Below are 19,938 nucleotides of genomic sequence, written 5' to 3'. Positions count from 1 at the left end.
TGTAACAATTCGTATGTAGTCCAATGGTACGGCTTGATTCTCCTCCCACCTCCGCAAAACTACCTCTAACCTATGATTATGATTTAGCGATCGCAGGTGGTGGCATTATTGGCTTAACTTTAGCTAGTGCGTTGCATAATTCTGGGCTAAAAGTAGTCGTAATCGAAGCAAATCCTCAATCTACAGCCGCCGCCAAAGGGCAAGCTTACGCCGTTCATCTCCTCTCAGGACGCATATTTGCAGGGATTGGCGTATGGGACGAGATATTGCCGCAAATTGCTCATTTTAGTCACGTTCAGCTTTCCGATGCCGATTATTCCCAAGCAGTCAACTTTGAAACTACCGATTTGGGTACAGAAGTTTTGGGCTATGTAGCCGAACATCAGGCGCTACTAAAGCCTTTACAGGACTTTGTAAGCAAGTGCGATAATGTTACCTATTTGTGTCCCGCACAGGTACTAGAGACTCAATATCAGCCCTCTGGAGTAGAAATTAGCTTGCAGATCGCAGAGGAAATAAAAACTATCCGTACCCGCTTGATTGTCGCCGCCGATGGGGCAAAGTCGCGGACTCGTCAAGCGGCGGGAATTAACACGCGCGGTTGGCAATATTGGCAGTCGTGTATTGTTGCTTTTGTTAAGCCAGAAAAGGGACACAATAATACAGCCTACGAAAAATTTTGGAGTAGCGGACCTTTTGCGGTTTTGCCTTTACCAGGGAATCGCTGCCGAATTGTGTGGACTGCACCCCACGCCGAAGCAAAAGCATTAGTTGCATTAAATGACGAGGAATTTTTAGCCGAACTTACTAGGCGCTATGGCGCACAAATGGGCAAACTGGAATTAGAAGGCGATCGCTTTGTTTTTCCCGTACAGTTGATGCAGAGCGATCGCTATGTTTTGCCTCGACTTGCTTTAGTGGGCGATGCAGCCCACTGTTGTCATCCCGTCGGCGGACAAGGTTTGAATATGGGTATCCGCGATGCGGCGGCTTTGGCGCAGGTATTACAAAAAGCCCAAACCCAAGGGGAAGATATTGGCGAACTAGCAATTCTCAAACGCTACGAAAGTTGGCGCAAGCAAGAGAATCTGACAATTTTGGGGTTTACCGATTTATTAGATCGAGTGTTTTCCAACAACTTTTTGCCCGTAGTAATAATTCGCCGCATTGGTTTATTGATGTTGCGCCGAGTACCGCCGATTAAAGTATTTGCTTTAAAACTAATGACTGGGTTAAAAGGACGCACCCCAGAAATCGCCCAGCGACTTTAGTTACTTTTAATTATGTCTAACTCGATAGCGGACTAGCTTGCGCACTTCTTCAAGAGATAAGCCCAACTCTTGCGCGATCGCGTATTCGACTTGACTAAATTCTGTTACCGGAAACTCAAATTCTAATTTTGTGAGTACAGGATTGGTATTTTTGACTTGAACTTGAGTAAAACCTTGGGCTTTATCAATTTCCGCTTTAATTACAATAATAGTGAGCGACAGCTTTATTTCTAATTGAGTATCTGCTTCTAGCTGCGCTACAGTCCCATAAGGACGGCTCAATATTTGATCGGTGGTCAAATCGCTACAGTACCAAAATATTAGCCCCAAAACAGGCAAAACTAGCCAAAAACGAGGTATAGCCATAAATAATAGTATTTATCAAAATTCTTACTACTGGAAGACGTGCAAATCGCTCTGGCTTATCTAGTATAAAAAGATTGGGAAAAGAGGAGTCGCCCAGCATGAGAATTTTAGTGGTAGAGGACGATCCCGCTCAATTGGAACCATTACATACAGTTTTATTGCAAGCAGGACATATTGTTGACGCTTTAGAAGATGGAGAAACGGCTCAATGGATGCTGTCGCAAAAAGAGTACGATTTGCTAATCTTAGACTGGATGCTACCTAAAGTTAGTGGTTTAAGCTTGTGTCGTCAGTATCGAAAGTTGGGTAAAACTTCGCCAATCCTCATGCTAACTGCTAAAGATACGACTACAGATAAAGTTGTTGGTTTAGACGCGGGGGCGGATGATTATTTAGTTAAACCCACGGATTTAATTGAACTACTAGCACGGGTAAGAGCGTTAGGCAGGCGATCGCCAGTGATGCAAACTGATACTCTGACAATGGATGAATTGCACCTCAACTTGCATACTTTGATGGTAGAACGGGAAACTACTCAAGTACAGCTTACGGCGCGGGAGTTTCAGTTACTAGAGTATTTTTTTCGTCATCCAGGGCAAGTTTTGAGCCGCGATCGCATTGAATACGCTTTATGGGAATGGGGTACAGAACCGGAAAGCAATGCGGTAACTACTTTAGTTAAGCGACTGCGCCAGCGCCTGCAAGAAGTGGATGCAACCGATTGGATTGAAACTATTTACGGTATGGGTTATCGCTTCAAAGCTCCTCATGTTCAATCGTAGCCGTCGAAACTTGGCTTGTTGGTTTACTTTGTCTATGGGCAGCATTGTAATTATTTTTGCGTCCTTAATTTATTACATTGAAGCTGTAGACCAGTTAGAAACAACCGATCTCCTACTCTACAAAAAAGCTAGAGTAATGGCAGCTAATGTCAAGCATCAGTTTTATAAAAATCAAAAACAAGTAAATCTAGAAAATGTCCCTCTGCTAGGCAACAATCCCGAATCATTGAATAGTGCGGTGACTTACGCCCGGTGGTACGACGAGAAAGGAATTTTGGTGCAGTTTTTTGGGACGACTCCCCCAGAAAAGCTCCAAAAGATCTCAGAATTTAAAACAATTAAGGCAACAAGAAATCGCGACTGGGTACGGCAAGTAACGTTACCCGTGCGTCAAAATGATTTGCTGATTGGTTACGTTCAAGTTGGCATCACCTTGACAACTGTTCGAGAAACATTAGATCAGTTGCGCCTAGTTTTAAGTTTGGTAGTGCTAGGAACTTTAGGGGCGATCGCTCTTGTGGGGTGGTTTTTGGGGGGGCTTGCAATGCAGCCAATTCGTCAATCTTACGAGCAATTGCAGCGCTTTGCGGCGGATGCTTCTCACGAGTTGCGTACGCCTTTAGCTGTGGTTCTTAGTAATGCTCAAGTCGGTTTGCTTGCGCCTCCCGGTGACAATTCTCAGCAAAGTCTGCGGTTTGAGAAAATTGTTGATGCTACTAAATTGATGAGTTCCCTGGTAACTCAATTATTATTTCTAGCGCGTCATGAAGGAAAGCTAACCCCAGAAGCCCTATCAAACTTAGATTTAAGGCAATTATTAATAGATGTAGTAGATAACTACAAACTTCAAGCTAAAGCTACAAAGCTAAATTTTATTAGCCACTTACCAGCGCAAGCGGTGGAAGTAAAAGCTGATGCAAATTTGATTCGTCAAGCAGTAATGAATCTACTCAACAATGCTTGCAAATATACTCCTGCTGGCGGTACGGTGCAGTTAAAGCTATCTACTCAAGCCCATCAAGGAATAATCCAAGTCATCGATAGCGGTGCAGGCATTTCTAAAGAACATTTACCGCATATTTTTCAACGATTTTACCGCGTGGATGAAGAACGTACCAAGGGGAGCGGTGGTTTTGGGTTGGGGCTTGCGATCGCCGAGCAAATTGTGAAAGCTCACAACGGGCAAATTAGTGTTAGTAGCAAGCTTGGAAAAGGTTCAACTTTTCAAATCAGACTACCACTTAGTTCAAAATCTTAAGTTTTTGTCACTTTTTCGTCACATTTATTGTTCACTATAATAAGTATCAGGTTGAATACTTATTATTTTCAATCTGCTGAGTCATTAAGCGATTAAAGCTTAATTAGCCTAGTGATTTAGTTGAAAAATTATTAAAGTTTTACATCTATCTTTAGTATTACTTTAGCAGTAAACATCAACTAAATCAAAAATGTTATTGTCCTCAATCTTTTGTTAGTTTATCAGCAGGGAGACACCACTAATATGAGCTTAAAAAAATTTTATTTGGTAATCGGTATGACTACCGCGTCGGTATTTTTAGTCGGATCGGCTCAAGCTCAGACTACAGAATCTGGCGATCGCAATACGTTGATAATTGCTGAAAATGTAGATGCCATTGCACCAAGTTTTGACAGTAAAGATGCCAATTATGATTTTATGGCTCAACTTTCTGCACCCCAAGAAACTACACAAAGTGCGCCCTTAGATAACACTGTACCGACCGACGGGACGACGCAAACAGCACCCTTCGATAACACTGTACCGACCGACGGGACGACGCAAACAGCACCCTTCGATAACACTGTACCGACCGACGGGACGACGCAAACAGCACCATCGGATGGAACCCCAACAACACCATCATCAGAGCCAACACCACCACCATCGGATGGCAGTAATCCACCCTTTGGTGGAGTTAATCCTGGTAGAGCTACTCGCTCTGGTTCGAGTTATATAGGTGTTGGTGGCAACATTGGGATCGGCGGCGACACAGGGATAGGAGAAGGTTCTTTTAGTGTCCTAAGCAAAATTGGTTTAACGCAAAACTTGTCTGCAAGACCTTCAATCTTACTTGGCGATAATGTAACGGTTTTGTTACCTGTAACAATAGATTTTCCTACCGAAAGTTTGGAAATAACTAGATTTAATGTAGCCCCTTATATTGGCGGCGGCGCAATAATTTCTACAGGAGATGATAGCAATGTAGGAGTATTGCTAACAGGTGGTTTAGACGTACCTATAAACCCCCAATTTACAGCAACAGCCGGAGTAAATGTCGGGTTTGTTGATGGAACAGACGTAGGGGTAGTACTTGGAGTTGGCTATAACTTTTCAGGACTTTAAAGCTTAAAGCAACTATCTCAAACCCTACTGTCACTTTTTAGTCACATTTATTTGCAAAACTAATTTCAAGTCAAAATGCTGAGGGAAGTAGCAAGTATTGAGAAATTTGGCTAGGCAAATATTAAGTCAGCGATCGCATTTTTTATAGCTGGCGATCGCAATTTTCTTATGTGTAGGAGAATTACAGCATCCCATAGCAGTCTTAAACAACGGTAGGTGGAATGACACAACGACGTGCAGATCGTGGTTTAAACGAGCAAGTTGTAGTTTTAGGTGAAGTAGCCGCCCCCAAAAGTGCGATCGCTCTTGGCGATGCGTTGGCGCTAATTGTCGGTTTGGTAATTGGGGTCGGCATTTTTCAAACGCCGTCGATAGTTGCCAACAACTTGGGTAGTAATTCGGCGGTGCTATTAGCCTGGTTTTTGGGCGGTGTCATGTCTTTAATTGGCGCTCTTTGCTACGGCGAATTAGCTACTGCCTATCCCCACGCTGGCGGCAATTATCATTACTTCATGCGTGCTTTTGGCTCTGGTGTTGCTTTCCTGTTTGCTTGGGCGCGAATGGCAGTAATTCAAACTGGCTCCATTGCTACGGTAGCTTTTGTTTTTGGCGACTATGCCTCCCAATTATTGCGGCTTGGCGACTACTCGCCATCTATCTATGCTGCTTTTGCCGTCATCTTGTTGACAATTCTAAATATTGTCGGTATCGAGCAAGGAAAGTGGACGCAAAATTGGTTGAGTATAGCTAAAATCTTTGGCTTGCTATTGGTGATTCTAGTAGGGGCAGTTTTTATTGCTCCCTCCTCACCCCCTGTATCTGCCCCCGCTACCACCGAAACCAACTGGGGTTCGGCAATGGTTTTTGTGCTGTTTTCCTTTGGCGGCTGGAATGAAGCAGCTTATATATCTGCGGAGTTGCACAACGTCAAACGCAATATGGTGCGGCTGTTGATGTGGAGTATTGGCATCATTACCGCCATTTATTTGTTAATCAACTTTGCCTACATCCATGGCTTGGGATTAACTGCCATGGCACAATCGGAAGCTGTAGCGGCAGATTTGATGCGTAGCGCTTTTGGAGAACCAGGAGCGCTATTTATTAGCTTGCTAATTGTGATCGCAACTTTGGGAGCAACTAACGGCAACATCTTTACTGGCGCTCGGACTAACTACGCTTTGGGACAAGATTTTCGCTTATTTTCTTTTTTGGGACACTGGAAATCTCGCTCTAATACCCCAAAAAATGCCCTACTCGTCCAAGGTGCGATTACTTTAGCTTTGGTAGTGCTTGGTAGTTTCACGCGCCAAGGTTTTACAACGATGATAGATTACACTGCCCCGGTTTTTTGGTTCTTTTTTCTCTTAAGCGGAGTGTCGCTATTTATTTTACGCGCTAAAGAACCTCAAACTCCCCGTCCTTTCCGCGTCCCCTTTTATCCTGTTACGCCAATTTTGTTTTGCCTAATCTGCGGCTATTTGCTCTATTCCAGCCTGGTCTATACAGGTATTGGGGCGGCTTTTGGCGTTGCCGTTGTTGTTGCTGGTATTCCGCTCTTGTGGTGGTCTTCCTATCGGCATTAGTTGAAAGAACTTGAACTTATTACGAGGAAAAATTATGCAGTTACGAAAGTTATTGTTAGTAGCGCTTGGTGTTAGTAGCTTAACTATTGCTGGTTGCGACCAACAGCGCGATTTTAATGCTCAAGCTCAACAAAGCCCTGCTACTACGATTGAAACCCCTGCCTCTACTGAAACTCCTGCCTCTACTGAAGTTCCCGAACGAGATCCTGATGTTCCTTATGTACCAACACCAAATGAAGTTGTAACTCAAATGTTACAAATAGCCAATGTAAAAAAAGGTGATGTTCTCTACGATCTTGGTAGTGGTGATGGGCGAATTGTGATTGCAGCAGCCCAAAAATACGGTACGAGGGGGGTAGGAATAGATATCAACCCCGAACGAATTAGCGAAGCTAACGCCAATGCTCGTGCTGCAAAAGTAACCGATCTCGTCCAATTTCGTCAGCAAGACTTATTTAAGACCGATTTGAGCGAGGCTACAGTAGTTACACTTTATCTGTTGCCAGATATTAATGTTAAGCTGCGTCCTCAGTTGTTTAAGCAACTCAAACCAGGTACGCGCATCGTGTCTCACGATTTTGATATGGGTGAATGGAAGCCAGAGCGGGTTGTCCAAGTCCAAGGTCCAACTCGTCAACACACTGTCTATTACTGGGTTGTACCTAAGACTATTCCTGCTAATTTAAAGTAGATAAATTAATTGCCAGGGTAGACAGGTTTTGTCTACCCTAACTTGTCTCTATCTAACTTGTACTTCGTCTGCAAAACTAGCTTTACGCACAAATTGAAACGCTCCAGCCACCGAACCCCAAATATGTTCGTTGGTTTCTAGCTCTCGCCCCCGGTCTAAACTAATAAATCTATCCTGGTCAATTTCAAATTCGCTATCTAAATAAGTTTTTTTGTCTTTGCGAAAGACAATACAACCTTTCCCTGGTTCGACAACGCCCTTAAAAGCTCTACCAGTCCAATCTACAAGCATATTGCAGCCTGGTAGTTTTTCTAAATGCGCCGCAGTCAAAGCGTTGAGACATTCTTTTTGGCGCGATGCGCCGTAAAACTGCTGTTCTTCCTTAACGGTATAGTTTTCAATCTCTATGCGATCGCCTGTTACGATCAGTTTCAGCACTCGGACTCGATAGGGAGTGTTGAGCATATAATCATAAGCTTGCTCGATATAAAAACTGACTCCTGACAGCAGTTCTAGGGGCAAGGGGCGCATACATACGCGAATGTGAGCAAAAAAGGGCGGGTTGTCAAAAGCTTGTTGCTGATTGCTAAAATCGGCTGCCATCCATCGGGCTAAAGTTGTGATATCTGTAGAATGAGTCATTTGATTGAAAATGCAGTTATTGATGTCTAATTTTTGTATTTTAAAGCTTGTGGTCTAGCCTTTTTTCAGGATAATTTTTTGCTTTTGTGCGTCAACTTATTTAAGCAATTCACGCCTCCAACTACTACTTATGGACTCAAGCCCCCACCAGCTATACAAACAAAATTTTGGTCAAAGCTTGGTGCTAAAACTCCTGATTGGCGCTACTTTTTGGCTAGTTAGCAGTACAAATGCGATCGCCGCACCTGCGACTCCTCCGGCAGAATTTCCGGTTAATCCTTTAGAAATTAAGACCCCAGATCCGCTTTTACCTTCTCCTTCACCTAGTCCAGAGGAACAAAAAAACTTATCGGCGGCGCTGGATGAATTAAATACTCAAGCTCAAACTAAGTTAAATGCGGGAGATAAATTAGGGGCTTTTGAGACTTGGAATCGAGAATTGAGATTGAGGCGGGTGTTAGGGTTTTTAGCAGAAACTCAGGCGTTAGGGCGCGTAGGCGCGATCGCTTGGGCGGAAAACGAACGCTATCAGGTGCAGGTAATTACTCAACGCTTAGACGTAATTTCGCAGCAAGTGAAGTCAAGTGAGGATTTGCAGCTATTAACAGCTTTGGCTTCGGCTTTCGAGCAAGTGCGAGTACCAAAATCAGCTTTGGCAGTTTATAGCCAAATTTTAGCAATTCAACAGCAACAAAATAGTACCGCCGCCGAAGATACGCTGCAAACTATTGCCCAATTACATTTAAGTTGGTTCGATTATCCGCAAGCCGTGGCTAGTTACAACCAGTTGCTAAGTCTTGCTAAAGCTAAGAGCGATCGCCCTGGAGAATTAGCTTATTTGCGACAGTTAGTTTATATTTACGATCAATCGAAGCAACGCCAGCAAGCAGTAGCAGCTAAGCAACAGTTATTAGCCCTTTACCAGCAAGAAAAGTTACTTACAGCAATTCCAGCATTGCATTTAGCGATCGCTACTGATTACGAAGTATTGGGACAATTAGAACAAGCTTTTGCAAGTTATCAGCAAGCGTATACTTCTGCTTGGGCTTTACAGCAGTTTTTTCAAGCGGGAGATGCGCTCAGAAAATTAGTTGCTTTGTATCGTTCGCAAGATCAAATCGACGAGGCTTTACAAACAAGTAGGATTCTTTTGCAAGCTGACGAGCAAGCTGTAAACTTATACGGGATGATGAATACTTACGACCAAATTGGGCAAATTAATCTTAAAAAAGGTAGTTATCCCGATGCTTTGGCTGCGTTTCAAAACGGGCTGGAGTTAGCAAAACAACTGCAATATCAAGAAGATTATTTTAGCCAGCAGATTGCTTTGGTAGATAAGCAAATTCCCAAATAGTGAAGACTAGATTTAGTCTAGGAGAGGGGCGAATTTAGACTTCTTAGTAATTGGATAAGGCTGCGCCGTATAGTTTGGCTCCATCAAAATTTGCTCCAAATACTGTAGCACCATCCATGTCTGCGTTGTAGAGCTTGGCACTACTAAAGTTAACGCCTGTAAGATTGGCTTCATTAAAACTAGCGTCTGAAGCAAAAGCATTGAGTAATATTGCTTGTTTGAGATTAGCGCCTGTTAAGTCTGCGCCCTCCAAGTTAGTATTGGCAAGATTAGCTTGCTGCAAATTTGCATCCCTCAAGTCTGCGCCGATTAAGTGAGCGCTACTTAAGTCCGCTCCTTGTAAGTCGCATTTTCGACATTGATTTGTTTCTAGCAATTGCTTAACATGAGCGGGATTTTCTGCTTTTACTGGAGCTAGTAAACAAATTGTACTGATGATTGCAGTAGTAGCTGTAATTAACAGTTTCATTTTTTTACCTCAAGATTTATCCAGGTTTATATAACCTTCTATTAATAGAATGACTTGATTAATAAACTTTTACATCCTACAATCGACAGAATTAGAAGGAGTAATTTATCTAAAATCAGTCTTAAGTCAGAAAACTTTGCCTACCTTTGGGTACTTGCTATTAATTTAAAAATTGAATTTACTAAGCAACGTATCTGCGCCCTAGAAACAACTTAAGCGATCGCACTTTCGTCAATACTACTCGCTCCTCATAATTGCTAGATAAATAGCCAAAATCTAACCTATACAAAGAAACAATTAGTTAAAGTCTTCCAACTTTAACTAATTGAGGGTTACTACCCTTGTGCCTACTAGCCTAAATTATTGAAATTAAAACCGATAAGCTGCACCAGCTTGGAAACTTACCGCCGAGGCTGGGCTGTTTTCGTAAGCCTTAATTCCTAATTTGGCATCAGTGTAAAACATGATGTTTTTGGTTACTTCTGTTTCTAAACCCGTAGTCAGTACGACTGAATCCTTGTTGCCTAAAGGTGTTGGTTTACCGTTGGCTTCGACAAATGAATAGCCTGCACCCAAGTAAGCATTGGCTCTATTAGTAACAGGAATATCGTAGGAAATCATCGGCATAATAGCGCTGGTTTCATTGCTAAATAAAATTGCTCCCCGCGCTGAAACTGGTGTATTGGGAATTGCTAAGCGTCCTTGAATATTGCCACCAAATGTTGCCGCATCTCCATTTTTTCCGCCATTAGTAACCCCTGTGGCAATCCCTGCACCCAAATAACTTGCTCTAGTCCCTGAAGGCTTGGCTGAGGCTGTTTGTGCAGATAATACGGGAACAATTAACAAGGCAGATAATGCTGCAATCTTGACAGATTGTTTAAAAAATGATTTCATAATTATTAGTTTGTTGCTTTCATATTTCTAGTCGCATAACTATTTAAAAATGTTCCAACTATGTTTAAATTATCTGTTGAATAAAATCAATTATTTATTAACAATATTAAGGACAAAAAAGTAAATTATATAGACTGTTTCTAAACTGTCACAACATTAATCACTAACAATTGTCACAACATTAATCACTAACAATTAAAATACGCCGTCAACCTGAAATTTTAATTTCAGGTTGACAGTAATATTGCCAGCGATCGCATTTATTTAAAGGTGCTTAGCTCTGAGCCTATGGTTTCAAATCGAGCAAGCCTTTTTCTTTGAGCTTGGGATTGAAGCGCATTTGCATTTTTAAGCCGCGCTCCTCTAATTGTGCTAGTATTTGCTGCTCGACTCGACGGGCAACATTTTTAAGTAATTTGGCTTGCATCAATTCGTCACCCGCCGCATAACTACTTTGCTCTTCCGCCGTCATGGTGAGTTTGGCATCAATTGGCTCAGTCCATTGTGCTGCTTCTAAGGGGATGCTGGCGGGGCTTGTGTCGCTGATCCAAGCCTCTTTAATTGATTCTAAAATAGTGCGACTTGGGCGATCGCTTGTTTGGACTTTGAGCCAGTAACATTTTGGCGCTTGGCGGACTATGTGCTGCTTGAGACTAAGATCGACATCGCGAGAATAACCCACGTATTGCAACACTTTATCTCGATCAAAAATTGCATAAACCCCAACTTTTCCTTGGAATTGTGCGGGTAATTGACCGTCCGAATCTAGGTAAGGGATGTATTCTAAACTGGCAAGGGCAGGAATAGGAGCTTCAGTTGTCATTATCTAGTTGGCGGTAAATGGCACAAAGGCGACTAGGCTTAAAGATTTTTGCCTGAAACATAAAGTTAGGCGGGACGTTGATAATAATATATTTGTCGTCAGCGTGGTACTTCTCATACTCCGGGGGCATTCCTTTAGGTGTCGCCGTAGTATAAGGTACAGGCTGAAACAATAGCCCAGTAAACTCAACATTGCCCTCTATTTGACCCGATAGTTGGCTCTTAAAGGTTTCACCCTGTAATAAGCTAAATAAAGCTGCCTGAGCTTCAGGAGCGAGAGTAAAACTACTATCAAAGTGTTCGATAATTCTAAGCGGCATTTTTTTGGTAGAAGTAGCTATCTGTACCAGCCTAGAAGATTAGGCGACTTATTGTCAGTAAATAGATAGTGAAAAATTGCGATCGCCAGCTTGCTTTTTGTTGTGACTTGGCAATTGTAAAATATTTCTCAATCCCTCTATTGCGATCGCAATAGAAGGATTTTGTCAGGTAGCACGTCAGCAAATGGATTGAGGACACGCACCTGTATGTGTATATATTGCTTAAGATTGGCTGAGGGGTTTGGGTCACTACTTCTACCATCCGCCCAAAGGTTTCTAGTTGTACTCCCCATAGCCTTTTAAACTTTGAGGATTTAAGATAGTTTATTTGCACGCAACAGGCATCAGTTTTTATCCTCAACTCTACTTTTTCTATCCCTTTTATCCTTTTGCAAAAGGTCTAATATTTTTCTCAGAAAATTAAGTAAAAACTCGTTAAACTAAGAAAAAATGTTGGTAAATGCCAGTTTAATTTTAATGGGTGCTAATGGCTGTGTCTGATCCATGCCTAAACTTGGCGATCGCCCGTCTCTCAACCATCGGTAATCAAAGCTTTGCTATTTGGGTAGTAAATGCTCCCTTTGTGGCAGGCTCAATTCTACACGATTGTTTTTGGTCGCCAGAACTTACCCACTCTTGGCAAGCATGGCAAGAAATGTTTGTACTCGATCGATTAATCAATAACACCTTCAGTCCTTTAATCAATACGCTACCACCTCCTGCCGCCGTTACGCCAAGTACAAATAACGGTCAAAATAATTACAGCAGTCGATTAATGCAAGACTTGGGTATTAACCTCTGGAATTGGCTATTTCAAGCCTCTATTTTGAATACCTTAGAACACAGCAAGGGGATTGCTAAAGGCAGAGATAAACCTTTAAGATTGCGCCTAGACATTCGCGACCCCGATTTGATTGCTTTGCCCTGGGAAATTATGCAAGCTCAACCTGGTACGCCCTCGGTGTCGCTGTCGCCGCACTTATTATTTAGCCGAACAACAAACAATGTCGAGTCGCTACCGCCACTGCCGATTAGTCAAAGCTTGAATGTTTTACTGGTGATTGGAGCAAATACTCCAGACTCAACTAAACTAGATGCCTCTACTCAATATTTGCATCTAGAACAAGAAGCCGATATTTTAGTCAAAGCTTTAACAGGTGACGATGCCAGTAATAGCAAGGGACTAGGAGTAAAGTGCCATGTAGATACTTTATTGCAACCTACTCCTGAGCAACTGATAACTCAGTTAGAAACTAAAAATTATAATATCTTTTTTTACGCAGGTCACGGCACGAGCGCCCCAGACGGCGGCTTAATATATTTACGACCAGATCGAAAAATTAATGGTACGGAACTGGCGCAAGTATTGACTCGCTGCCAAGTAAAGCTATGCGTATTTAATGCTTGTTGGTTAGCTCACCCAGCCATTGTCGAACGCCAAGCTTTGCAAAATAGTTCTTTAGCAGAAGTGCTAATTCATCATGGCGTACCAGCAGTTTTGGGGATGCGCGATCAAATTACCGATAAAGAAGCTCTAACTTTTATTCAAAGTTTTGCTCAAGCACTGGCTGCTAGACATCCCATCGATCGCGCCGCCGCGATCGCCAGACAGCAACTACTAGCTATCTACAAATTTAACTTCCCGGCTTGGACGCTGCCTATTCTCTACTTGCACCCAGAATTTGACGGCGAACTAATTCGTCCAGCGCAAGAAGAAGTAACCCAACTACCAGACGGGAATTCCAAAATTAGACTCAGTCCGCTTAAAGCTTCTTTGCGATCGCTTTCTGTGCCAAAAAAAGCTTGGTCATTGCAAAATGGGTTGGCGCGGCTAGGTCGTCTAAATGAAAACAACGATATTGCCATTGAAGAACCTTGGATTAGTAAACAACACGCCAAAATCTTTTGCCGCAATGAAAAAAAAGACGGTAAAACTGTCCCGACTTATTTTATTAGCGATAATTCTCGTTTCGGCACATTAATTTTTGATAGTGACGGTTGGCAAAATATCCATCGACAAGAAGTTCCTTTGCGATCGGGAATGCAGATAAAATTTGGTTGTTCTCAAGGCGAAACTTTTGAATTTATTGTTGAAACCTAAGCAAGGTAAGTCTTTACCCTCTGTAGTCCTGCTTAGAAGTGATACCAATAATGCAAACCTCTACTTATGGGTAGATATTGATAGCAAAAGAAAAAATGAAAATCTGCCCTAAGACTTGAGTTTCTGTTACGGAAATAGCCGTACTGTTGCTGTATCTATTCTTAGGATATTTTTATGTAGAAATGTATTAGGAGTTACAACATGACCAACGAGCCACAAAATTATCCCGTGTCCTCAGCAGAGCAAGAACTATTATCGTTACTTCTAGAGTCCTGCGACAAGATTTATCCTTGGGATACAACGACTCCGGCAGCCGAGGCTTATTTTAATGAAGCTGAACAACTAAGCTCAGTCAACTGGCTAGATCGAGAAATAATTGCTGAAACTCCTAATTTTTTGAGTCAAATAGATCGGCTGTGGCTGGCAAACGTGCCTGCTCAAGATCTTCAGCAACGCTTGCAAGCTAAGTTATACGCCCAATTTGCGGCACAAGTTCCTCAACAATGGTTGGCTGCAATTTCTCGTCGAGCCAGGGAAGTAGTTAATAGTCAAACATCCCTAGGCGCACAACTGGTACAGTGCATTCAAGAGCTAGTGCCAAAATGCTTAGAGGAAGATTTGCTAGTATTGGCACGTCCTTATGCTAATGCGATGCGGGGTAATTCTAATAGTGCAACGGTACTGCCAGATGTTACCCCAGAACAATGGGCAAATTTATCAGAAATTCAACGGGCAAAGCTTAGTTTGGCGATCGCCCGTTATGCCCTAGAACAAATCAAAGCTGAGGAAACTATTTAACTTAGTAGTTTCAAGGTTATTTTATACCGTAAAAATATTAATTCTGGTTGGTTCTTAATTTAAGGTAAAAATAAATATAGTTGCTTATTCGTTATCTTGTTGTAGGTAATATAAAAACTGTGCGTTCTTCTCGGTCAATGAGACAATCAACCGCAGTCAACTGAGTTTAAAACAATGGAACAAGATCGAAAGTCAACAGTGGTCATTACTGGTGCGTCTTCAGGTGTCGGCTTGCAAGCTGCCAAAGCTCTAGCTCAAATGGGTACATGGGACGTAGTCATGGCTTGTCGAGATTTAACAAAAGCCCAAACTGCCGCCGAAGCCCTAGGAATGCCACCAGACAACTACACTGTCATGTTGCTCGACTTGGCTAACCTAGAAAGCGTGCGCCAATTTGTCCAAAATTTTCGGTCTAGCGGCAAAGCTCTAGATGCCTTGGTGTGTAACGCGGCGGTTTATCTGCCTTTGTTGAAAGAGCCATTGCGGAGTACCGATGGCTACGAATTGAGTGTAGCGACTAACCACTTAGGACACTTTTTGTTATGTAATCTCATGCTTGAGGACTTTAAAAACTCCTCTGCTTCAAATCCAAGGCTAATTATTTTAGGTACGGTAACTGCTAACCCCAAGGAATTAGGCGGAAAAATCCCCATTCCAGCGCCTCCAGACTTGGGAGGGCTTCAGGGTTTTGAGGCGGGGTTTAAGGCTCCCATTGCTATGATTGACGGCAAAAAATTTAAGCCAGGTAAGGCTTACAAAGATAGTAAGCTATGTAATGTTTTGACCATGCGCGAATTACATCGGCGTTATCACGACAGTACAGGTATCACTTTTAGTTGTCTTTATCCTGGATGTGTCGCCACCACAGGACTTTTTCGCCACCACTATCCTTTGTTCCAGAAACTTTTTCCACTTTTTCAAAAAAACATCACTGGCGGATATGTATCCGAGGAGTTGGCAGGAGAACGAGTGGCGGAGGTGGTAGCAAAACCGGAATACAATAAATCCGGTGTCTATTGGAGTTGGGGCAATCGCCAGCAAAAAGACCGACAATCTTTTGTTCAAGAGGTTTCTAACGAAGCCAGCGATGACAGTAAAGCCCAGCGATTGTGGGATCTAAGCAAACAGTTGGTAGGACTTGCTTGAAGTAGCATTTAACCATGAAAAAGAGCAGACTGGGAGTCTGCTCTTAAAAGATAAAAGTTTGAGTTAGATACAATCGATTACACAAATATTATTTGTATTTGTGTAATCGGTTCAACTAGATGTACTAATTCCGAGCGGGAGTTGAAAAGTAAATAATTTCAACTCAATTGGATTAATAACGGCGAGAATATCCACCGCTATTGTTGCCTTGTCTACCGCCTGACGAACCGCCTCTATCTTCTTTGGGCTTGGCTTTATTGACTTTTAATGCCCGACCCATCCACTCAGCGCCGTCGAGAGCTTCAATTGCTGCTGTTTCTTCTGCTTCTGTACCCATCTCTACAAAAGCGAAGCCTCGCGCTCTACCAGTTTCCCGATCTGTGGGGACTTGGACGCGATTGACAGTTCCGTATTCAGCAAAAACTTGTTTGAGGTCATCTTGTCCTACTTCATAGGATAGATTACCGACGTAAATTGACATAAGAGGTCTCTAGAATCATAGGTTGATGAGAGTTAGATTCGGAGAGAGACTTATCGTTATAGATAAAAATAAACTGCACAACCGAATGTAATCTTCTATAAGAAGCTAACACAAATATTGAATTTATGTTGCTAAGTCAGCAAAAAGTGTTAAAAAAGTTCAATTAATGGCTTAGATCCTCTCCTATTTAGCTTTGAAGGCAGGGAAAATTTATCCCTACTGCTAAGTATGGGTGTGCTGAGACATCAAGCAAGACTTACTTTTAGGGCTGTATTTTGCGAACTACCGGAACAAGGGTAGGTGAAATAAGCGTCACAGGCTAATAAACTGCTGGTTTTACTCAGAAATTGACTGCGCTGAGAAGTGATACATCTTGGTTGCAAAATTTGCGCCAATTGTGGTTAATTTATTGTCATTACGCGATCGCGGCTATTAGTTACAACTTTTTTGGCTAAATAGCGTCAACTCAAGTTCTAACCTTAACTTGAATTAATGATTTATTTAGGTATTACCCTTGACTAACAGCTAGTCTTCACTAATATAAGGTAACTCTGATTGTATGCCCAGAACTCCTAACGAGTACGTCGTACACCTAATGATTGAAGGTGGACATCGGGAAGAAATACGTTTTAGTAACATTCAGGAATTTCAAAAATGGTACAGTAGCGAACTTGTACCTAAGTCGGCTTCCAAGGAATTCATTAGCGTACCGATCAAAAACATTCAGGGAGAATACATGGTAATTCGTCCTGCTAGCATTTTGGCGATTCGCGTAGAACCAATGTTTAGTTCCAGTGTAGAAAGATATTAGTAATTAATGAAAAAGATAATTAGTTTACTGACATCAGTAGGAATTGCGATCGCGCTTTCTCCTATGCCTTCTATGGCTCGTATACCTCTGCAAGCAACTAACCCTGATAAGCAGATGCTAAATAATAATTTGGGGTTAGACGAACAAATATGGGGGGAACAGGGTCGTCAAAATGGAGACTGGCGCGAGGTGCTGGCATCTATTGATAGCAGTTTGCGTTATATCAATTCCCCTAGTGCGTTGAGGGCTTATCGAAAATATAGCTCTAGTGGCATTACTCGCGATCGCGTCCGGCGCAGTTTAGTCCACTTCCGCAAACTGGTAGTTCAAGCCAAAACTCCCGCCGATCTTCAGCAGGCTGTAAAACGAGATTTTGTTTTTTACCGTTCTATGGGCAAGGATGGTAAAGGGGAAGTTTTATTTACCGCCTATTACGAACCAATGTACGAGGCTAGTCGCGTGAAAACGCAAAAGTATCGTTATCCCTTGTATCAAATGCCTAGGAACTTCAGCAAGTGGTCAAGACCCCATCCTACTCGCGCTCAGTTAGAAGGACGCGATGGCTTATTGGGTGCAAAAAGCAAGCTGAAGGGATTGGAATTAGTTTGGTTAAGCGATCGCTTAGACGCTTTTTTGGCTCAAATTCAAGGCTCGGCTCGGTTTACTCTCACCGATGGTACGCAGATGAGCATCGGCTACGCCGCTAAAACTGATTATCCCTACACAAGTATTGGTAAGGAATTAGCCAAAGATGGAAAATTGCCGCTTCCGGGGCTAACTTTGCCTGTAATGATTAATTACTTTATGCAAAAACCTTGGGAACTAAATAGTTATTTGCCTCGCAATCGCAGTTTTGTGTTTTTCCGCAAAACCTACGGAGCGCCTGCGGTGGGAAGTTTGGGCATACCTGTAACGGCAGATCGTTCCATTGCTACTGATAAGTCTTTAATGCCTCCAGGGGCTTTGGCACTGATTCATACTAGCTTGCCTTTTAAAGATGATTCTGGATCGCTACTTAAAGGTAATTCAACAGCACCAATGCAGTATCGCAGTGTCAGCCGCTATGTTTTGGATCAAGATGCGGGTAGTGCAATCAAAGGTGCGGGGCGAGTAGATTATTTTATGGGTACCGGAAAAGTTGCAGGCGATCGCGCGGGTGTTACGGGTAGTAGAGGTCAATTATATTACTTACTACTGAAGTAGCAACCACTCAATTTGTAACAAACAGCCTTGGATTAGCTTTAATCCAAGGCTGTAATTATTTTTATTAATTGGTTGAAGGCGAAAAAAATTGCTTAACCAATTTAATAACTTGAGTTATCCAAAATGATTTTTCTTTGTCTTGTACTTCCAACTTGCCGCAAACTTCTTGGGGAGACCAGAAATGATCGTTGTCGTAGTAACTCATTAATAGCTATCCTAAAAATTGTGTAGGTTTATGGCTACTAGCCAATAATCCAGAGCTAAAACTGGATAAGCTATTATTCCGTATACCAGACGTAAAACCTACGGCTAATTACGTTTCTTAATATGGTGGATAGTCAAATTCATCTTCATCGGCGTAAGTATAGGAACTAGAAGATGTTGCCATTGCCATTTTAGGAGGTTCAACGACTTTGAAGTTTTCTTTACCAAATTCTTTGTGTTCTTCAAAAGCCTGACTTACTACTATCGATTCCTCAGCATCGGAGGCAATTAAGTATTGAGTTAGAGTATCGACAGTAGGATGTTCGTAGTCTGTAGTCGCCGCTATTAACGCGGTATTTTCACCGCTTCCTCTTTCTTCAGATTCAATTATTGGGCAAAAAATGCCGTGAGCATAAAATAACCCACCTTTGGCGGATACTGGTTGTTGACGATATTGCGCGTAAGCTTTTTCTAATTCGCCCAAAAAGCCAGTTAACTCTCTACTTTGCTTGTTGTAGTCGGAATAAGCTTTACTAAAACTTGCGCCAGATGCACCATTTACGGTTAGCTGTAAAGGCAACTTATGCAAGAACTTTTTGTTTTCATCTGCCAAGTAAATCAGGTGACGAGTGTAAGTTTTAAATTTGAGTTTGTCTGTCAAAAAAGCATCGTAATGGTCTTTAAGCGTGCCAATTTTTTCTCCAGTTTCGCGGTTTTTAAGTGATAAAGGACCTCGGCGGACAATAATTAACCGTGGTGTATTGCTAATAAACAGTTGTTGAATTTCTCCCGTGCTAAAAGTGTAATCTACTTGTTGCCAATTGGCATCAGGAGTAAAATCAACAGCTTTGGCATTGTCTACTCTAATCGCCAAACCATAAGGCTGAATTTCGCTATTGTCAGTCCTAGGATTAATTATTTGACACCAAGGAATAACTTGCGATGGTGGAGCGTTAAATTTATCGTCTTCAAAATCGAAATTTGTTGGTGAATTCATATTTTGATAATAAGAAAAATTGCGAACTAATAAAGTTTACCTATTTTACAAGTAGTAGGTAATCCGGTAAACTACGGGCAAAAGTAACAGTCAGCACTTTTGACAGCAAATTTACTGTTGAGAAAATGAGAAGAAAAGTTTTTCTGTTAATAGTCGAGCGTCGATATCCCCCTAGGCTACGGCAGTAAAGTGGGAAGAAGCGCAAACTTTGTGCGGAAGGTTTCCCTCCACAAAAGTTTGCAAGAGAGAGCGATACCCGCTTTTTGCCTCCCCTTAACAAGGGGAAAATATTAAATATCTCTTTTGAAGCGTAATTTCACTAAACGATCGCACTTTTGCAAACCTTCTTTATAAAAACTTCAGATTTTGTCAAATCACGCAGAAGATAGAGGTGTTAGATCAGACTATTGATACCAAGTTGCGTTCTAAAAAATCATCCTTAATTCAGGAAAAGTGGCTATACCCCAGGAACCCAGGGCAACCGCATAAAAATCATTGAGTTAAAAGTTTGATGAGATAGGTATGATCCCAAGCTGCCTTTTTGCGTCTGGCGGCAATGCCACGCTGGGATGAGGAGTCTTTGGCGAGAAGATTGAGAGCAAGATGCCTAAGCAAAGCCATGTTTTGAGGAGCAAAAT

Annotated in this window: 21 protein-coding genes; 12 read left to right on the top strand and 9 right to left on the bottom strand. The window is 42.1% G+C overall.

From position 1 onward, the window contains the following. The first annotated feature begins 23 nt into the window (after positions 1-23). Complete coding sequence (locus AC2VE5_RS15490) at positions 24-1,271, top strand: FAD-dependent hydroxylase (protein WP_486888633.1); 1,248 nt, start codon at positions 24-26, stop codon at positions 1,269-1,271. Positions 1,272-1,277: 6 nt separating this feature from the next. Here AC2VE5_RS15490 and AC2VE5_RS15485 read toward each other — a convergent pair whose 3' ends face one another. Next, entirely contained in the window at positions 1,278-1,637 is a 360-nt protein-coding gene (locus AC2VE5_RS15485; protein ID WP_486888632.1) for a hypothetical protein, read from the bottom strand. Positions 1,638-1,735: 98 nt separating this feature from the next. Here AC2VE5_RS15485 and rppA point away from each other — a divergent pair, with 98 nt between their 5' ends. From rppA to AC2VE5_RS15460, 5 genes are all read left to right on the top strand, one after another. Further along, entirely contained in the window at positions 1,736-2,419 is a 684-nt protein-coding gene (gene rppA, locus AC2VE5_RS15480; RefSeq protein WP_486888631.1) for a two-component system response regulator RppA, read from the top strand. Then, a complete protein-coding gene (locus AC2VE5_RS15475; RefSeq protein ID WP_486888630.1) occupies positions 2,406-3,677 on the top strand; it encodes a sensor histidine kinase in 1,272 nt (423 codons plus the stop codon). Before rppA ends, AC2VE5_RS15475 begins: the two co-directional genes overlap by 14 nt. Positions 3,678-3,953: 276 nt before the next feature. Next, a complete protein-coding gene (locus tag AC2VE5_RS15470) occupies positions 3,954-4,781 on the top strand; it encodes a hypothetical protein (protein WP_486888629.1) in 828 nt (275 codons plus the stop codon). Positions 4,782-5,002: 221 nt separating this feature from the next. Further along, on the top strand, positions 5,003-6,364 hold the full coding sequence (locus AC2VE5_RS15465; protein WP_486888628.1) for an APC family permease: 1,362 nt from the start codon (positions 5,003-5,005) through the stop codon (positions 6,362-6,364). 34 nt (positions 6,365-6,398) lie between these two features. After that, a complete protein-coding gene (locus AC2VE5_RS15460; protein WP_486888627.1) occupies positions 6,399-7,055 on the top strand; it encodes an SAM-dependent methyltransferase in 657 nt (218 codons plus the stop codon). 48 nt (positions 7,056-7,103) lie between these two features. Here AC2VE5_RS15460 and AC2VE5_RS15455 read toward each other — a convergent pair whose 3' ends face one another. Further along, positions 7,104-7,697 (bottom strand): CpcT/CpeT family chromophore lyase, encoded by a 594-nt coding sequence (locus AC2VE5_RS15455; protein WP_486888626.1) that lies wholly within the window; start codon positions 7,695-7,697, stop codon positions 7,104-7,106. 130 nt (positions 7,698-7,827) lie between these two features. On the opposite strand from AC2VE5_RS15455, the gene AC2VE5_RS15450 reads away from it, so the two are divergent. Next, positions 7,828-9,051, top strand: a complete 1,224-nt coding sequence (locus AC2VE5_RS15450; protein WP_486888625.1) for a tetratricopeptide repeat protein — start codon at positions 7,828-7,830, stop codon at positions 9,049-9,051. 43 nt (positions 9,052-9,094) lie between these two features. Here the strand turns inward: AC2VE5_RS15450 and AC2VE5_RS15445 are convergent, their stop codons facing one another. The 4 genes from AC2VE5_RS15445 to AC2VE5_RS15430 all read right to left on the bottom strand — a co-directional run bounded on the left by AC2VE5_RS15445 (position 9,095) and on the right by AC2VE5_RS15430 (position 11,559). Further along, positions 9,095-9,520, bottom strand: a complete 426-nt coding sequence (locus AC2VE5_RS15445; protein WP_486888624.1) for a pentapeptide repeat-containing protein — start codon at positions 9,518-9,520, stop codon at positions 9,095-9,097. A 369-nt stretch (positions 9,521-9,889) separates the two neighbouring features. Then, complete coding sequence (locus tag AC2VE5_RS15440) at positions 9,890-10,417, bottom strand: outer membrane beta-barrel protein (RefSeq protein WP_486888623.1); 528 nt, start codon at positions 10,415-10,417, stop codon at positions 9,890-9,892. 286 nt (positions 10,418-10,703) lie between these two features. Continuing rightward, the gene (locus tag AC2VE5_RS15435; RefSeq protein ID WP_486888622.1) at positions 10,704-11,240 is read right to left on the bottom strand and encodes a GIY-YIG nuclease family protein; all 537 of its coding nucleotides are present in this window, start codon (positions 11,238-11,240) and stop codon (positions 10,704-10,706) included. After that, a complete protein-coding gene (locus tag AC2VE5_RS15430) occupies positions 11,230-11,559 on the bottom strand; it encodes a hypothetical protein (protein ID WP_486888621.1) in 330 nt (109 codons plus the stop codon). Before AC2VE5_RS15430 ends, AC2VE5_RS15435 begins: the two co-directional genes overlap by 11 nt. Before the next feature lie 487 nt (positions 11,560-12,046). Between AC2VE5_RS15430 and AC2VE5_RS15425 the strand changes: the two genes are divergently transcribed. From AC2VE5_RS15425 to AC2VE5_RS15415, 3 genes are all read left to right on the top strand, one after another. Further along, positions 12,047-13,660 (top strand): CHAT domain-containing protein, encoded by a 1,614-nt coding sequence (locus AC2VE5_RS15425; protein WP_486888620.1) that lies wholly within the window; start codon positions 12,047-12,049, stop codon positions 13,658-13,660. A gap of 201 nt (positions 13,661-13,861) precedes the next feature. Continuing rightward, entirely contained in the window at positions 13,862-14,458 is a 597-nt protein-coding gene (locus AC2VE5_RS15420) for a hypothetical protein (protein ID WP_486888619.1), read from the top strand. 174 nt (positions 14,459-14,632) lie between these two features. Continuing rightward, on the top strand, positions 14,633-15,604 hold the full coding sequence (locus AC2VE5_RS15415) for a protochlorophyllide reductase (protein ID WP_486888618.1): 972 nt from the start codon (positions 14,633-14,635) through the stop codon (positions 15,602-15,604). A 172-nt stretch (positions 15,605-15,776) separates the two neighbouring features. Here the strand turns inward: AC2VE5_RS15415 and AC2VE5_RS15410 are convergent, their stop codons facing one another. Next, complete coding sequence (locus AC2VE5_RS15410; protein WP_009631724.1) at positions 15,777-16,085, bottom strand: RNA-binding regulator; 309 nt, start codon at positions 16,083-16,085, stop codon at positions 15,777-15,779. A gap of 559 nt (positions 16,086-16,644) precedes the next feature. Here AC2VE5_RS15410 and AC2VE5_RS15405 point away from each other — a divergent pair. Together AC2VE5_RS15405 and mltA are read left to right on the top strand one after the other, a co-directional pair. Further along, entirely contained in the window at positions 16,645-16,896 is a 252-nt protein-coding gene (locus tag AC2VE5_RS15405; RefSeq protein ID WP_486888617.1) for a hypothetical protein, read from the top strand. A gap of 6 nt (positions 16,897-16,902) precedes the next feature. Beyond that, positions 16,903-18,099 carry a murein transglycosylase A gene (gene mltA, locus AC2VE5_RS15400; protein WP_486888616.1) on the top strand — a complete coding sequence of 399 codons (1,197 nt, stop codon included), beginning with the start codon at positions 16,903-16,905 and terminating at the stop codon, positions 18,097-18,099. A gap of 64 nt (positions 18,100-18,163) precedes the next feature. Here the strand turns inward: mltA and AC2VE5_RS15395 are convergent, their stop codons facing one another. Both AC2VE5_RS15395 and AC2VE5_RS15390 read right to left on the bottom strand, forming a co-directional pair. Next, positions 18,164-18,304, bottom strand: a complete 141-nt coding sequence (locus AC2VE5_RS15395) for a hypothetical protein (RefSeq protein ID WP_486888614.1) — start codon at positions 18,302-18,304, stop codon at positions 18,164-18,166. 117 nt (positions 18,305-18,421) lie between these two features. Beyond that, positions 18,422-19,300, bottom strand: a complete 879-nt coding sequence (locus tag AC2VE5_RS15390) for a DUF5895 domain-containing protein (protein WP_486888613.1) — start codon at positions 19,298-19,300, stop codon at positions 18,422-18,424. Between the last annotated feature and the right edge of the window lie 638 nt (positions 19,301-19,938).

The sequence above is a fragment of the Aliterella sp. E5.1 genome (assembly GCF_057473825.1).
The sequence above is the reverse complement of the archived record's forward strand: the minus strand, read 5'-3'. Positions and strand labels throughout refer to the sequence as shown.